6 protein-coding genes are annotated in these 16,326 nt (G+C 63.6%); 2 read left to right on the top strand and 4 right to left on the bottom strand.

Features of this window, described 5'->3' with window-relative positions:
* Positions 1-9,015, bottom strand: a complete 9,015-nt coding sequence (locus AB4Y36_RS12280) for a hemagglutinin repeat-containing protein (protein ID WP_368683082.1) — start codon at positions 9,013-9,015, stop codon at positions 1-3.
* Between the two features lie 692 nt (positions 9,016-9,707).
* On the opposite strand from AB4Y36_RS12280, the gene AB4Y36_RS12275 reads away from it, so the two are divergent.
* The gene (locus tag AB4Y36_RS12275) at positions 9,708-10,385 is read left to right on the top strand and encodes a heavy metal response regulator transcription factor (protein ID WP_069263361.1); all 678 of its coding nucleotides are present in this window, start codon (positions 9,708-9,710) and stop codon (positions 10,383-10,385) included.
* An 8-nt stretch (positions 10,386-10,393) separates the two neighbouring features.
* The gene (locus AB4Y36_RS12270; RefSeq protein ID WP_368618358.1) at positions 10,394-11,809 is read left to right on the top strand and encodes a heavy metal sensor histidine kinase; all 1,416 of its coding nucleotides are present in this window, start codon (positions 10,394-10,396) and stop codon (positions 11,807-11,809) included.
* On the opposite strand, the gene AB4Y36_RS12265 is transcribed toward AB4Y36_RS12270, so the two are convergent.
* From AB4Y36_RS12265 to AB4Y36_RS12255, 3 genes are all read right to left on the bottom strand, one after another.
* Positions 11,784-13,268 (bottom strand): efflux transporter outer membrane subunit, encoded by a 1,485-nt coding sequence (locus AB4Y36_RS12265; RefSeq protein ID WP_368683081.1) that lies wholly within the window; start codon positions 13,266-13,268, stop codon positions 11,784-11,786. The two genes, AB4Y36_RS12270 and AB4Y36_RS12265, sit on opposite strands and share 26 nt — an antisense overlap.
* A gap of 12 nt (positions 13,269-13,280) precedes the next feature.
* The gene (locus AB4Y36_RS12260; protein WP_368683080.1) at positions 13,281-14,495 is read right to left on the bottom strand and encodes an efflux RND transporter periplasmic adaptor subunit; all 1,215 of its coding nucleotides are present in this window, start codon (positions 14,493-14,495) and stop codon (positions 13,281-13,283) included.
* Positions 14,496-14,505: 10 nt separating this feature from the next.
* On the bottom strand, positions 14,506-16,326 hold a 1,821-nt coding region (locus AB4Y36_RS12255; RefSeq protein WP_368683079.1), incomplete at its 5' end, for an efflux RND transporter permease subunit.

Here is a 16,326-nt window from a genome sequence, read left to right as displayed (position 1 = left end):
CTATTGCTTCTGGATTACAGATTGAATAGCTCCGGCCGAATTTTGTATAGCCTTGTTGGCAGTTACTCCAATGGGTCCCGGGATGAGCGCTTGTACTGCATACCCTGCAGCAGTCGTTCCTGCCGCAACCCCACCCGACAAATCGGGTTTCCCATTTGTCGCCGCCGCCGCCCCAAATGCAGACGTACCGTTAACTATAGCGTTATAGCCTCCGGCAGCAACTATGCCACCTCTGCTCAATCCCGCAAGTTCACTATCAGCTATGGCGAGTGGGCCGAATACGCCACTGACTAGGCCAGTCGTATACGATTTCGCAACGTTCGGTGCGTCAGTCGATAGTTTCGTCACATATGCTGCAATGTCGTTAGCATAATCTACTGCACCCAGCGTCGCAGCCGCGATGATCGCATCCGGTCCAGCGGCAACCCCCAAGGCGAGCGTGCCAGCAATATAGGGAGCTTCAGCCTGCATGTTCTGCGATGCAACCTGCGCATTTGCCCCCGTTGCATGACTTTGAGCGGTCATCACCGATTCATTGCACGGGCCCGTCGCCGTGCAACTGGACGGAACGAGGCCCTTTCTCTTCATCAACGGATCAAGCTGCTGGTTATAAAGCTGCACGTTCGAAGCTGTAGCCGCGCCTGCCGTACCGCCCACCAATGCTCCGCCTAACCCCGCTACGATGTTTCCGGCAAGGTTGCCGATCAGGGCCGAACCTGTTTCCGATTCGACGCCCTGTGCAATGTCGTTCAATCCTTGCGCTGCTTTTGAGGCTAGTCCCGCGCCAAATCCGCCGCCTACTGCAGTAAAGATACTGCCTCCACCAAGGCCACCGATGAGCGCACCGCCCGCCGCCTGCAACAGGGCGCGGCTGTTTCCGCCTTCGGCCCACGACGCATCCGTGGCCTGCTTGCTGTCCGCATACGCACCGATACCCTGTGCAACCACCTGGCCTGCCGCCTGCGCCGCCTGCATCGTGTCGGTCTGCTGGTTCAGGATCGCGTTCACGTCCGGCGTGCCGGCTACCATTCCGTTCGTGTTGATCGTATCGCGGCTCAGGGTCGATACATCCTGCGTCTGCGCTGCCTGGTTCGTGATGTCGATCGAACCCGCGCTGATCGCGTTGCGCGTGGTCGCGCTCGAATCACCGCTTTCGTTCTGCGACATCATCGGTGATACACCACCTGTCCCGCCGACCGAGCCCGGCCCGATTGCCTTGCCGGTACTGCCAACGCCTACGCCCGCGCTAATACCGTTGCTCGTCGCGTCATAATGCGACTGGTTCTGGATATCGCTGAACGTGAGGGTACCGGTCGTCAAACTGTTGTTCGACGGGTCAGCGGTGCTCGAAATCACCGCGCCCGTCAGGTTCGTATTGCCGTTGACGTTGACATTGAAACCACCGCTACCGGCCTCGATGCCCGCCTGCTCGGTGACCTGCGCAAAATTCGAATCGGCGTGACCGTTCTGGGCGCTGAAGCTCGCGCTGCCGCCGCCCTGGCTGATGCTGAAGCCACCGCCCGTACTGCTCTGGTGCGCGGTGCTCACGGTCGTGTCCTGCACACTCCGGATGTTGAGGTTGCCGCCGACATTCGCCGTCACCGTACCGCCCGCGACATCTGAGCCGACGATATTCGTATCGCCTCCACTCGTGATCGTCACGCTGTTAGCGCCCGTGATATGCGAGTTGTTCTGGATCGCCGCGTCGCTGTTCGCGTCGCCGTGCGCGTTTGACATTGACGCTGATACGCCGAAGCCCTGCGTGCCATACGAAACGCCAACACTTGCGCTGCTCGATTTGTTCGTGCTGGCCGTCTGGTCCGTATTCGTGGTGTTGACGATATTCACCGCGTTCTTCGCAGTGAGGGCGACATCGTTCGCGCTCACGTTCGAACCGGCAATCGTGACATTGCCTGACCCGGGCGTGCCATTGCCCGTTGCCGTAAAGCTCGCGGTGCCGCCTGCCTGGACGGTCGAACCCTGTTGCGCGGCCTGGCTCTCGCTGAACGTACTGCTGCTCTGGCTGGACCCAAAACTCAATTGCACACCAATGCTCGGACTCTGGCCCGCCAGCGCGCCACCTGTCGCACCGGCCACGGCAATCGCTGCATCGCCTGCCGCCGCGATGGCGTGCAGCGCCGTCGCGCGGCTGTCGCTGTTGCCGCTTGCGACTGCTTGCCCCTGCTGGTACGCCCCGTTGATGGCGTCGCCCACGCTGCCCGAAAGACCGAGTGTGAAACCGCTCTTCCTGGTCTGCGTGGTCTCACTGTAGTTCGAGGTGTTGGTTGCTGAGTCGATGGTGACGTTCGCAGCTTTGCCCGTCACGTTTTGCGCAGCGATGACATCGCTGCTGGTGATGTGCAGGTTGTTGCCTGCCGTCATCGATACGTTGCCGTCAAGGCTGCCGATCAGACTTCCGTTATTCGTGACGCTCGACTCCTGGTCGGTCTGCGTAAGCTTGCTGGTGCCAGCCGTGACCGTCAGACCGCTTGTGCCCAGTCCAGAATGCTGCTCCTGATACGTGCCGGAGGACTGCATGGTGTCCTGCGTCGTGGTAACGGCCAGGTCATGCGCGGCACTCAACGCCACGTCGTTTGTGCCGACAATCGTGCTACCCGCGACGTTGATGTCGTGTCCGCTACTAATGGACACGCCGTCCGCCGAGATCGTGCTGCCAAGCGTCTGCGTGGTGGTCGTGTCGCGCGTGCTTGCGACCTGCTTGCTGCTCACAATGTGACTGGTGCTCGATGTCTGCTGCGTATCCGCAACCTGGGTCGCAGCGGTCCCGCCGATATTCACGTCATTGGCCGCCTGAAGGTTTGCATTGCCCTGGGTCAGCGCAATGGAACTGCCGTTCACGTTGATGTTGTTGCCCGACACCACGTTCAGCGTGTTGCCACTCGTGAGGGTCGTGCTGGTCAGGGCCTGGCTGGACAGATGCTCCGCATCGGAGTAGTTGCCATTGTGATCGCTGGTTGCATGGCTGCTGTCAATGGTCGACGTGGTCGTCGCCGCCTGCAACGTCACGTTGCCGTTCGCTGCGATAGTGCCGCCACCGCCCAGGTTGATCTTCGCACCGGTTGCGGTCAGGTCGCCACCCACGCCAATCAGCGAGGCCCCGCCCACTTTCACCGAACTGCCGGTCGCGCTATTGAGGTTCGTATCCGACACCCCGTTCGCGCCATGAACCACCTTCTGCTCGCCGGTCTGCACCGTGCCGATGTCGTAGTTGCCGCCAACGGCCATGCCAAGGTTGCCGCCCACATTCAGGTTGGCCCCGTTCTGCTCGAAGTTGCCGCCCGTCACAATCGCAGCATCGCCCTTGACGTTCAGGTTCGCGATGGGTCCAAGCATGGTCGTGGTTCGCGTGGCACCCGTTGCGCTGACCTGGTTCACCGTGTTCGTTGCCGTGTTCAGCAGCAGATTGCCGCCTGCGTTCAGCGCCAGACTTCCGGCGTTTACCGTCGCGGAGGTGAAATTCACGTCCCCGGTTGTCGCCAGCGACATGAGGCCGCCACTTTGCAGCGTGCCGAACGCGTTGTCGATCGACTTGCCGTTGATCGTCAACGAATTGCTGGCCTGCATCGTGCCGCTATTCGTGAAGGTCTGTGCATTCTGGAGGTCGATGTCGGTCGCCGTGATGAGCGGCCCGTTCATGTTCTGCTGGCTGGCCTGCGCGAGATAGACGACGGGAACGAGCACCGACTGCCCGTCAACCATCTCGGTCTGCATGATGACGACGTTGGTCGTCAGGGCCGCAACCTGCGCGGGTGACAGCGTCATGCCCAGCGGCAGGTTCAGGGATTCGGAAAGCGATGCGCCCGCTGCGAGCAGTGCCTGGTACATCGCCTGGGTATCGGTATAGGGACCGAGTACAGCCTTGCCGGTCAGCGACGTGATCTGGTTCTGCACGAGCTGCTGCTCGTAAAGGCCATCGCCCAGGCGCTTCTCCACCGTCTGCGGATTCAGGCCAAGCTGCTGGAGATAGTAGTCGCTTGAAATGAACGATTTCGCGCTCGTAAAGGCCGGATTCGACTCGATCAGATACGGCGCGTTCGGTGCCGTATCGCGACTGAACAGGCCGCCTTGGGGAACTGACAGATTGCTCAGGACACTCACCGCCGTCGCGTGTGCGATGACCGGGTCGACCTGGGTCGCGTTGCCCTGGACAGAGGCCGCGCCGCTCTTTGTGCCGTTCGCACTGCCGCTAACCGAGCCGACATTGATGCCCGAGATCGACTGGCCGTTGACCAGGCCGAGTGACGGAATTCCAGCGTTGCCGGCGGTATTGTTGATGCTAACACCGTTACCGGAGATCGTGCCGCCCGCGCCCCAGGTGGATTCGTAGTCGGGCAGACTATAGAGCTTGATGCTAGCCGGGGCCACCTGGTAGCCACCCGGATTGGAGGTGACGAATGTCGCGTTGCCGAACGGCAACTGCCAGTTATGTTCCGAGTTGTCGTAGTTGTCGTAGTGATACTGGCCCGAGTACGTCACCTGCACGCCCGGTGCAAGCTGTCCGGCCCAGCTATTCGCGTCGAGGTAGGCCGGCATCGCAATGTTGCCCACGGCAGCCACCGCGCTCCAGTAGTTCTGGAACAGGCCCACATTCGACAGGTCCAGGTTGCCACCCGCCATAATCTGCGCCTTCGGGCTGATGGCGGTAATCAGGTTGCCGAGCGCCACGCCCGTATAGGTCGTGTACTGGTACGTACTGTTCCACTGGCCGCCGTGCGGCGGATCGATCGGCATGCCGCCTGGCCCGGCCTGCAATGCAGCGATGACGGCGGGATCGTAGTTGGAAGCATTCGGATCGAACTGGATGCCCATGACCTGCGGATTGCCAGGACCGCATGCGGCCATGTACGCTGCCGTACACCCCGAAAGGCTGATACCAAGCCGCTCGATGATCGACGGATCGACTGCTTCGGTGTAGGCCCCGTCGGTCGTCATCACGCGACGCGTGTTCGTGACCTGATTCGAGTACATCGCCATGTCAGCCGAGGACTGGATGAGCGCTGACACGTTGTCGATCAAGTTCGCGTTGGTGTAGTTGCCGCTTGCACCCTTGCCGCCCGCGAGCACGACCCGGCCAAGACCGAAAATCGCGGTGGTCGCCTGCGTGTCGGTGGCCGTGGTGTCGTCACGGTTCTCGATGTCGGGCGCGAGCAGTTCAAGCAGGCCGTTACTGTCGGTGGCGCCAATGAGCGCGGTCGGACCCACGTTCGAAATACGGGTGGTCGCGTTCAGCGATACGCTACTGCCCACAATCGCGCCCGAGTTTTCGAGCGTGTTCGATTGCGTTGAAAGGGTACCGCCCGCCATCATGGCGCCGCTGTTGTTGATGTCGTTCGCGTTGACATTGAGGTTATCGACCGCCTGGAGGGTGGCGGAATTGTTGAATGTGCCCGGCAGGGTGAAGTTGAGGTTGTGACCTGCCGTGAACTGCATGGCCGACGTCGGCGCGAAGTCACCCAGCAGGTTTGCCGTCACGTCATTGGCTGCACTGTATGCGCCTCCCCCCGTGAGCGTTGCGGCACTGATCAGCAGGTCATGATCGGCGCCGATCTGGCCGTTGGTATTCGACACAGCCCCCGTGGCCGTAATATCGACATCACCGCCCGAACCGGTAAAGGTGCCAATCTTGCCCGCATTGTCGTCGAGCGTGCCCGTCTGGATCGAGACGGCCGCGCCGGCCACCTGGCCGTGCTGCGTGTTCGAGATGGACGACGCATTGAGCTTCACGGCCCCGTGACCCGCAACGAGCCCGTTACTGTTGACGATCTGGCTGCCGCCCTGCACGATGGTATCGCCCGTGCCGAGGTTGCCAATGAGGCCATTTGTGGAATCAATCGACGCGGCCTGAACACCGAGTGTGCTGCTGTCACCGGGCGAACCCGTGCCGGACTGGATTTGCCCGTTCACGTTCGTCAGTGCACCTCCGCTCGCGAGGTCAATCGAGGACAGCGATCGCACAACGCCCTGGTTGTTGTTCACGTCCCCCGCAACGGTTGCCGAGATAACCCCCTGTGCCGCGAGTGCTCCGGCCTGATTGTTGACGCTGCCAGCCTTGACCTGAAGCTGCCCCGCCGTAAGGACCTGGCCGCCCGCATTCGAGAAGGAGCCCGAACCATTGCCCGGATCAATCGTGAGCGTGCCAGTACCTGCGTGCGTGATCGTGCCGCCATTGTCGTTGATGAGACTGGCAGGGGCGAGGGTGAAGTCCGTACTGTTGGTCTGGATGACGCCATTCGCGGAATTGTCCAGCGTATCGCTGACATCGAGTGCCATTGCTGATGCGCCAAGTTGCGTAATGGTTCCGCCGCGGTTCAGCAGATCCGTCGCCGACAACGCAAGCTGATTGGCCTGCGTTTCGCCGCCACTGTTATCGAACGTGCCACCGGTCGTGATCGAGAGGTTCGGTGCCACAAAAACGCCGCCGCTGTTTGTGACTGAGCCAGCATGGATCGTTTCGTTCGCACCCGCGCCAGCCTGACCGTCATCGTTGCTCAGTGTGCCGCTTGTGAGGCTCAGGTCCGCATTCGACAGCAGTTTGCCGTTTGTGTTGTTGAGCGCGCCGCCTACCGTGGCGATGAGGCCGTTCTGAGCGACAACCTGCCCCTGGGTATTGTTGAATGCACCAGCCTGGGCAACCACTTCGCCGTTGCTCTGAATCTTGCCATTGACGTTCGACAGCGTGCCCCTGCCATTACCCGCGTCGAGCGTCAGGGTGCCGGTCCCTGCATGCGTGATTGTGCCGCCATCGTTTTCAATTGCAGCGGAGGTGAGCGAGAGGTCGGTACTGTTGGTCTGAAGCGTGCCCCCTGCCGAATTGTCGAGCGTATTGCTGACATTCACGCTCATCGGCCTCGAACCGCTCTGCGTGATCGTGCCCGCGTGATTGACAAGGTTCGTTGCGTTGAGGGCGAGTAGCGCGGCCTGGGTGACGCCCCCACTGTTATCCAGCGTCCTGGCGCTGAGGCGCGCGGCCTGGCCCGCAACAATGGCACCGCCGTTATCGGTGAGTTGCGCTCCGGCGTTGATCGTTGCATTGTTCTGCGCCTGAAGCGTGCCCGCGTCGTTATTCAGGGAGTGCGTATCAACCTGGAGGTCTGTTTGTGCGATGACCGCGCCGTGGTTGACAATGCTCCCACCCTGCAACGTCACGGCACCATTGCCGCCGATTACGCCGCCCTGCGCGCCGCCTGCCGTGGTCCCCGCTGCGTTCAGAAGCTGCCCGGTTGTGGTGACCGACAGCCCGTCGCTGGAGAGGGAGGTGATGCGCCCCGCCGTATTGTCCAGTGACGAACCTGCGACCGATACGCCCGCAGCACCCTGCATGACCCCCGCGTTGTTCGCAATGGCACCCCCGCTGCTAACCTGCATTGCGCCCTGAGAGACAAACTGGCCGCCCTGGTTCGCCATCTGTCCCGAGGTCTGCGCGACGAACGCGCCCTGCGAAGACATCTCGCCCTGGTGGTTCGAGATGCTGCCCGTATCAAGTGTGATGCCGCTGCCAGCACTCAGGGAGCCGAAGTCGTTGACCAGTGCCCCGGTCGCCTGTGCGTTCACGGCGCCGCCAGCGCTAGTGGTCGCGCCAGCAAGGTTCACGTCACCGCCATAGGCCGCCAGCGACAGGTTGCGGTTCGCTGCTGTCTCGCTGCCCGCAAGATTCGCGCCGCTACCCGTAAGCGTCGCGTTGCCGCCCGCCAGGTTCAGCCCAGTAGCGTCAAGCTGTCCCGACGCGGAAAGCAGCAGGTCACCGCTGCTGCCCACCGAACCGTCGCCGTTCACGCCTGCACCGAGTGTGCCAGTCGATGCGATACCGCCGGCGGTAATCGAAGTGTTTTGTTGGGCAGCAACTGTCCCACTGTTCGAAACGGTTCTCTCCGTGCCAATCGCGGTGTTGCCCAGCGCGTAGATGGTGCCCGTATTCGCGACGCCCGTCGCACTGATTCCGACATTGCCGCTCGCATTGACCTTGCCGGACTGCACAAGCTGACCCGCGCTCGTGAGGATGAGGTCGCCCGCCTGCGCTGCAATGGCGCCCGCATTCGCGACACCCACGCCATTCTCCGTGCCGACCAGGATGATGCGGCCACTGTACATGCCACCCAGTTGCGATACGTCGATGGCGACGCCGGGTGCAGGTCCCGTACCTGCGATGGGCGTGGGAACGAGGCTCGTGTAATCGATGTTGTTGGCGCCCGTCACGACATGAAGTGTATTGCCGCCATATATGGCCGCATTCACTTCGAGGGCTCTGGACAACAAATCGACCTCATCGATATTCGAGGCGTTCAGGCCCGCGCCCTGGACAGTAATCAGGCCGCCCCTTACACTGAAGCCCGTCAGATTCCCACTGCCATCGATAAGCGGATTACCGGTCGTTAAAATTCCACGTGCGGTATTGATAAAGCCGCCGCCATCGACCACGATCCCGGAACTGTTCGCAATCACGACATCGGCTTTTTTTCCTGCGACCTCGACGTAACCTCTCAACTGGGATGGATTATTGCTGTTAACCTGGTTGACGATAATCTTCGCTGCGTCATTCGGACCAAAATTCGGATTCCCCGATATTTGCCCGGCGAGTTGCGTGCCTGCAATAACAGGCGAATTATTTAGAATTGTTCCGTTTTTCTGGACGTCGAATTGTGAATATGTATTAAGTGATACGCCAGCCCCGGAGGGCTTGGTGACGTTCACTTGCGGGAGCCCGTTTGCCGTAGTGATTACGTTTGGCGCGTGCGCGCCGGACGGTGCAATCTGTGCTTCGGAGAGGGCTGGCGCGAGACCAAAGAGAACGAGCGCAGCAAACGCTGCATGACGCATTGAGAAGAGCGCAAAGGACTGAAGCGCGCGCGCGGGGCCGGTTTCCCCATGACAGGCGCTACTGTGTCCCGTCGTTGTTTCTGAAACTGCGACCAACATTTCCCGCAGCTTGCTGAAGACAAGCCGATAACAACGGTCATTCATTTTTATTAACCCTTGAGGCCAGATGATGTCCGGCATCGCTACCAAAGGCGCGCGCGAAAGACAAAATCATCGCCTGGGCGGCAGAAAAAATCCGTCAACAATCGTTAAGCGAAATGACGATCGACAAGAATTCGGGCTAAACAAATTTCGAGATACCTGATTCGCATTACTTACGCTTCGCTAGCGACGTGCATGTCCCGTTCTATCAGTTGTGCTGACAAGATTTTTGGACTGCGGCTCAGCATGCGGATAACGGCTTCCATGCAAACGGCTGGATATCAACGCGCGGTAGGTGTCGATTACGGCGCTCAGTTCGCCGGCCACTGGCGGGTGTGCACTCGTGGTCTCCGACGTTTTTCGATTGGGTTGGCCCGCTGACCGCTGCTTATCGGCCAGTGTTTTCGATCATGAATGGGGCGGTTCGGGGGCAACATTCGTCGCCGCGGCGAAGGAGGGCGATAAATGGAGCGGGGTGCCGGGGAGCCACGGCTGAAACCGCACGGCATAAGGCTTGCAGCCAGGAAGGCAAAGGGTTCGAGGCATTCGAGCGGGCGTTTGCATGCACGATACCCGATGACTTCTTCGCAAGTCCCTCAAAGCAGATTCGATACGACCGTTCGAAATGCATCCCGCAGGACCTGGGCGGCTACGCCAGGCGCGCCGCCCGGAAGCGCAGCAAGCGACATAACGCATACAATTGAGCCGGACACACTCAAAATTGAACGGCGATGCGCATTCTCGTAATCGAAGACGAGCCGAAGACCGGCGCGTATCTGAAGAAGGGCTTCGAGGAATCCGGCTATGCCGTGGATGTCGCGGCGGACGGCGCGGAAGGCCTGATTCTCGCGAAAGAGGCGGCGTACGACGTGATCGTGCTCGACGTCATGCTGCCCGCGATGGACGGCTGGACGGTGCTCAAGACGCTGCGCGCCACGCACACCACGCCGGTGCTGTTCCTCACCGCGCGCGACGACATCAGCGACCGCGTGAAGGGCCTCGAGCTGGGCGCGGACGACTACCTCGTCAAGCCGTTCGCCTTCGTCGAACTGCTCGCGCGCGTGCGCACGCTGGCCCGCCGCGGCCCCCCGCGCGAGAGCGACGTGCTGCTGCTCGGCGACCTCGAAGTGGACGTCACGCGCCGGCGCGTGAAACGCGGGGCCACGCGCATCGACCTCACGCCGAAGGAGTTCTCGCTGCTGCAGCTGCTCGTGCGCCGCCAGGGCGAAGTGCTCACACGCACGCAGATCGCCTCATACGTGTGGGACATGAACTTCGACAGCGACACGAACGTCGTGGAAGTCGCCATCCGCCGCCTGCGCGCGAAGGTGGACGACGCGTTCGACGTCAAGCTGATCCACACGGTGCGCGGCGTGGGCTACGTCGCCGAAATCAAAGGGAACGCCTGATGCCGCGCATGGCTGTGCGCTCGCTCGCCACAGGCCTCGCGCTGAGTTTCGCGGGTACCACGCTCGCGGTATTCGCGCTTGTGGGCAGCACGCTTTATTTCACGCTGGACCGCGAGGTGAAGCAGCAGGACGACCTCGATATTGTGCTGATTTCGCGCCACACGCGCCGCCTCGCGCAGGAACTGCACAACGAGCACGACGTGCGCGAACATGCGGAGCGGCTCACGAGCCAGGTGCTCGGCAATCCCGCGCTTTCCATGGAAATACTCGGTACCGGCGGCGCGCAACTCGTCGAGCACAACACGGCGGGCATTGCAGACGCGGCGTTTCCAGAAGCGGCGCTCGCGCGGCGTCTCCCGCCGACGCAACGCATTACCGAAGGCGATGTGGTGGAGTGGCGCAACGCGCGCGGTGTGCCCGTGCGCGGACTCGCTACCGACGCCGCGCTGGCGGACGGCACGCCTGTCACGATCGTCATCGCGCGTGACATGACCGATCGCTGGCAGCTGCTCGATCACTATCGCGAGCGGCTCTACGGGTTCGGCCTGGCAGGCATGCTGCTGGCGTTCCTCATGAGCTGGCTGCTCGTGCGCGAGTCGCTGCGTCCGCTGCGCGAGATGGCGGCGCGTGCGGCCACGGTCACGGTGGACCGGCTCGACACGCCCATCGAAGTCGAACGCGCGCCGAGCGAGCTCGAGGCGCTCACGAAATCGCTCAACGCCATGCTCGACCGTTTGCACGGGGGCTTCGAGCGGATGTCGCAATACACGGCGGATCTCGCGCATGACATGCGTACGCCGCTCGGCAACCTGCGCGGCGCGAACGAAGTGGCGCTCGCACGCGAGCGCACCACGGCCGAATACGAGGCGTTGCTCGAATCGAATCTGGAGGAATGCGAACGGCTTTCGCGCATGATCGAAAGCGTGATCTTTCTCGCGCGTGCGGAGCACCCGCAGTTCATGACGACACTCGCGGAGTTCGACGTGCACGATGCGCTCACGCAGATTGCCGACTACTTCGAAGGTCTCGCCGACGAAGCGGGCGTGCAAATCCGCGTGGAGGGCGAGGGCCGCCTGCGCGCGGACAAGGAGCTGTTCCGGCGCGCCGTGGGCAACCTGCTCGCCAATGCGCTGCGCTATACGCCGCGCGGCGCGGCGATCACGCTGAGCGTCGAGCAGACGCCACGGGCCGTCGAGGTCACGGTGGCCAATCCGGGCACGCCGATCGAAGCCGCGCTGATGGAACGCATTTTCGATCGCTTCTATCGCGCGGATGCGTCGCGCCATCGCGAGGCGCGTGCGGGTGCTTCGGCGGGTCTGGGGCTCGCGATCGTGCGCACGATCATGGCGCTGCACGGCGGCTCGGCGCGCGCCGAAAGCGACGCGGCAAGCACGCGGTTCATCCTGACGTTCGCCCGTTCCTAGCGCTCAGGTCGCTCAGCGCCGCGCGGTCCCAGCCGCCGCCGAGCGCCTGGAGCAGATGCACGCTCGCATCGAGCCTTCTTCCTGCGATCTGCTCCTCGTTGCGTTCGTTCGAGAGCGCGATGGTCTGCGCCGTCACGACATCGAGATAGTTCACCGCGCCCGCCTGGTAGCGGTTGGTGGTGAGCTTGAGCGAGAGTTGCGCGGCGGCGGTGGCGCGCTGCTGGCTTTGCGCTTCGCTCGCCAGCGTGTCGAGCGCGCTCAGGTTGTCTTCGACTTGCTGGAACGCCGTCAGCACGGTTTGCCGGTAGCCGGCTACTGCCGCATCGTATTGTGCGCTCGCGCCTTTGAGCGTGGCGTCGCGCCGGCCGCCGTCGAAGAGTGTGCCCGCCAGTTGCGAGCCGAGCGACCAGAAGAGGCTGGGCGCGCTCAGCCACGGCGCGAAGAACGTGCTTTCGAGGCCCGCCGTCGCCGAGAGCGTGAGATCGGGATAAAAGGCCGCGCGCGCTGCGCCGATTCCTGCATTGGCCGCGGCCACGCGCCGCTCGGCCGCCGCGATGTCGGGACGCCGTTCGAGCAGCGCGGAGGGCACGCCCGCGGGAATCGACGGCACGACGGCGGGATCGACACGCGGCGGCAGACTGAACGTCGAAGCGGGCACGCCGATCAGCGTGGCGATGGCGTGCTGAAGCTGCGCGCGTTGCACGTCGATGTCGCTATCCGCCGTGCGCGCGCTCTCGAGCTGGGTTTGTGCCTGGGCGACGGCGGAGGCGTCGATCGCGCCATCGGCGAGCTGCTGCTGCACGATGCGCAGCGCGGCCGCGTAGGCGCTCACGGTGTCGTCGAGCAGCTTCTTCTGGCGATCGAGCGAACGCAAATCGAAGTAATCCGTCGCCAGCTGGCTCGCAACCGAAAGGCGCACCGATTCGAGGTCGGCTTGCGTGGCCTGGGCGTTGGCGTGGGCCTGGGTGGTCGCGTCCTTCACGCGCCCGAACAGGTCGGGTTCCCAGCTTGCCGTGAGGCCCGTCGAGTAATCGGGAATCGTCTTGCCCGCAAGCGAATGGTCCACGAGATTCTGCGAGGTCCGGTAACGCTGCGCCGCCACACCCGCCGTGACGGTCGGCGCATAGCCCGCGCGCTGATAGTCGATCATCGCGCGCGCGGCTTCGAGATTGGCGACGGCCTGGCGCACGGTCTGGTTCGACACGTCCACGCGGGCTTCGAGCTGGTCGAGGTCGTTGTCGCCGAAGAGCGTCCACCATGGGCCGCGCGTTTGGGCGTCGGCGGGCGCGGCGACGGTCCAGCCGGGTGCCGCCGCCGGTGGCGTTGTTTGTGTCGCGAAGTGCGCAGGCACGTCCGTCGAGGGTACGCTGTAATGGGGCAACGTGGTGCACGCCGCGAGCGATGCTGCGGTGAAGGCGACGACGATCCGGCGCAGTGCAGTGAGAGGGCGTTCGAACATGATGAGCCTCGCTTACGCTTTCGCTTGCGCAGCCGTCGAGGCTGCCGCCACGCGCACGCTCTGGCCGCTCGCAATGGCGTCGCCGGGATTGTTGATGACGCGATCGGTCGGCGCGAGTCCGGTGGCGATCTCCACATGGGTGCCGAAGTCGCGGCCGATGGTCACCTTGCGCAATTGCACCATGCTCTTTGCATCCACCACCGCGACGGTCACGCCGTCCGGGCGGAACAGCAGCGCACTCACGGGCAGTTCGAGCGCCGGCGCGGCCGCCGTGAGCGCGAGGTGCACCTGCGCGTAGGCGCCGGGCATCAGCGCGCCGTCGTGATTGTCCACATCGACTTCCACATGCAACGTGCGGCTCACGGGATCGATCACGTTCGCGCTGCGCGCCACGCTCGCCTCGAAGCGTCGCCCCGGATATTGCTGCGTCGTCAGCCAGACGGTCGTGCCTGGCGTGACGAGGCTCGCGTCGTCCTGGGGCACGTCCACGTACACGCGCAGCCGGTCGGTCTGGGAGATATGGAACAACTCGCCCGGCATCGTGGCGAGGCCGGGCGTGCCGCCCGCGGTGACGAGCGCGCCCACCTGCACGTTGCGCGCCGTGATGACGCCATCGAAAGGCGCCGTCACCTTCTGGTAGGAAACCAGCTCCTGCAGTCGCGCCACGTTGGCCTGCGCCGCCTGGAGCGTGGCCAGTTTCGCGGCGGCGTCGCTCGTTTTCGCCTGGGCGTCCTGCTCGGAGACCGATTGCGTCTGCAGCATCGTTTGCCAGCGCTGCGCCGTGCTGCTGGCGAAGCGATAGTTGGCCTGTGCGGTGGCTTCGTCGGCGCGCGCCTGCTGGAGTTGCGCGTCGAGCTCGGGCGTGTCGATCTGCGCGAGCGTCTGACCCGCCTTCACGTGCGCGCCGATATCCGTGTACCAGTGCTGCACGTACCCGCTCGTGCGAGCGTAGATCGAGGCGTCGGCCCAGGACATCACCGAGCCGGGCAGCAACAGGTCCTGCGTGGCAGGTGCGCGCGTGGGCGTGAGGGTGGAGACGATCAGCTCGCGCTGTGCCGCGACCTGCTGCGCTTGCGCCGTGCGCGCCTGGAGGCGCGGTACGATGCCCGCCGTGAGGAGCGCCGCGGCGATGGCGAGGCAGGTCAGGCCGACGACGACAGCCGAGCGACCTCGCGTTGCGGTTCGCGCCGCGGCATCGCGTTCTTCGTGCGGTGTCTGCGATTTCATTATGGAATCCTTATTCAACGTGAGTGGTTGTATCGGCTTGCGCATCGTTGCTGGCATCGCGCGCGGCGCGGCGTTGCGCGAGCCAGCCATGCACCATGCCGAACACGACCGGCACGAACACGAGCGTGGAAAGCGTGCCGATCGCGAGGCCGCCGATCACGGCGCGCCCGAGCGGCGCGTTCTGTTCGCCGCCGTCGCCGAGACCCAGCGCCATCGGCAACATACCGATCAGCATCGCGAGCGCCGTCATGAGCACCGGGCGAAAGCGGTTGAAACCCGCATCGAGCGCGGCGGCGAGCGGCTCCATGCCCGCGGCGAGCGACTCCCGCGCCGTGTTGATGACGAGAATGCTGTTGGCCGTGGCGATGCCCATGCAGAGGATCGTGCCCGTGAGCGCCGGCACGCTGAGCGTGGTCTGCGTGACGAACAGCATCCACGCGATGCCGGCGAGTGAGGCCGGCAGGCCGCTCACGATGATGAGCGGATCGAGCCACGACTGGAAGTTCACGACCATCAGCAGGTAGACGAGCGCGATGGCAAACACGAGGCCTGCTGCGAGGCCGCTGAACGACGCGTTCATCGACTGCACCTGGCCGCGCATCACGATCGACGAGCCCGGCGGCAGTTGTGCGCGCGCGGCGTTCACGAGGCGGTTCACATCGGAGGCGACGCCGCCCAGGTCGCGTCCCTGTGTCGACGCAAAGATGTCGAGCACGGGCTGCACGTTGTAGTGCGAGACCACGGCTTCCTGCGAGCTGCGCGAAACCGTGCCGAGCGTGCCGAGCTGGTTCTGCGGCGTGAACGTGACCGATTGCGACGTCGTCAGCGGAATATTGGCGAGTGTTTGCAGCGAATGGATATCGTATTGCGGTACTTCGGTCACGAGCGGATAGCTCACGCCGTTCTTCGGATCGAGCCAGAAGTTGGGCGTCGTTTGCGAGCTGCCCGAGAGCGCGATGAGCAGGTTCTGCGCCACGTCGTGCTGCGTGAGGCCCGCTTGCAGGGCCTTCGTGCGATCTACGTCGACGTTGATGGTGGGCTCGTCCCCGGGCTGCTGGATGCGCGCGTCGACGAGGCCGCGCACGCCACGCATCTGGTCGAGCAGATGATTCGCCACGACGCGGTTTTGCGCGAGCTTATTGCCGACGATCTGTACGTCGATGGGCGCAGGCAGGCCGAAGTTCAGGATCTGGCTGACGATGTCGGCGGGCAGGAACGCGAACGTCACGCCCGGAAACGAGGCGTTGAGCACGTTGCGCAGCTTCGCGACATATTGCGCGGTGGGTTTGTGCTTCGGCGCGAGCGTAACGAGGATGTCCGCGTCTTCGGGACCGATGGGGTCCGACGAGTCATATGTGAGGTTGATGCCGCTCACCGGCACGCCGATGTTGTCGAGCACCGCGGCCTGTTCGGCGGGCGGAATCACGCTGCGGATTTTCGCTTCGACTTCGTCGGTAATGCGGGCCGTTTCCTCGATGCGCGTGCCGGTAGGCGCGCGCAGGTGCAGGCGGATTTCGCCGGTATCGACAGCGGGGAAGAAGTCGCGGCCGGTGAACGGCACGAGCACGAGCGAGCCGAGGCACAGCGCGAGCCACAGCACCACGAATCGGCGGCGCTGCGCAATCGCCGCCTGAAGCAGCGCGCGATAGCGGTTGCGCACTGCTTCGAAGCGTCGTTCGAAGCCCGCCTGAAAGCGCGTCAACGCACCGGCGATGCCGCGCCTGGGCGCAGCGTCAGGCTTGCGCGCGCGCAGCAGATACATGGCGAGCGTGGGAATCAGCGTGCGCGAGAAGAAGTACGACGCGCACATCGCGAACACCACGGCTTCGGC

The organism is Paraburkholderia sp. BR10936, from assembly GCF_040965735.1.
In the GTDB taxonomy this organism is placed as follows: domain Bacteria; phylum Pseudomonadota; class Gammaproteobacteria; order Burkholderiales; family Burkholderiaceae; genus Paraburkholderia; species Paraburkholderia nodosa_A.
The sequence above is the reverse complement of the archived record's forward strand: the minus strand, read 5'-3'. Positions and strand labels throughout refer to the sequence as shown.

Coding starts and splice junctions, on each gene's coding strand:
- AB4Y36_RS12260 (WP_368683080.1), bottom strand. CDS start 14,495: ATGAAATCGCAGACACCGCACGAAGAACGCGATGCCGCGGCGCGAACC.
- AB4Y36_RS12265 (WP_368683081.1), bottom strand. CDS start 13,268: ATGTTCGAACGCCCTCTCACTGCACTGCGCCGGATCGTCGTCGCCTTC.
- AB4Y36_RS12280 (WP_368683082.1), bottom strand. CDS start 9,015: ATGCCGGACATCATCTGGCCTCAAGGGTTAATAAAAATGAATGACCGT.
- AB4Y36_RS12270 (WP_368618358.1), top strand. CDS start 10,394: ATGGCTGTGCGCTCGCTCGCCACAGGCCTCGCGCTGAGTTTCGCGGGT.
- AB4Y36_RS12275 (WP_069263361.1), top strand. CDS start 9,708: ATGCGCATTCTCGTAATCGAAGACGAGCCGAAGACCGGCGCGTATCTG.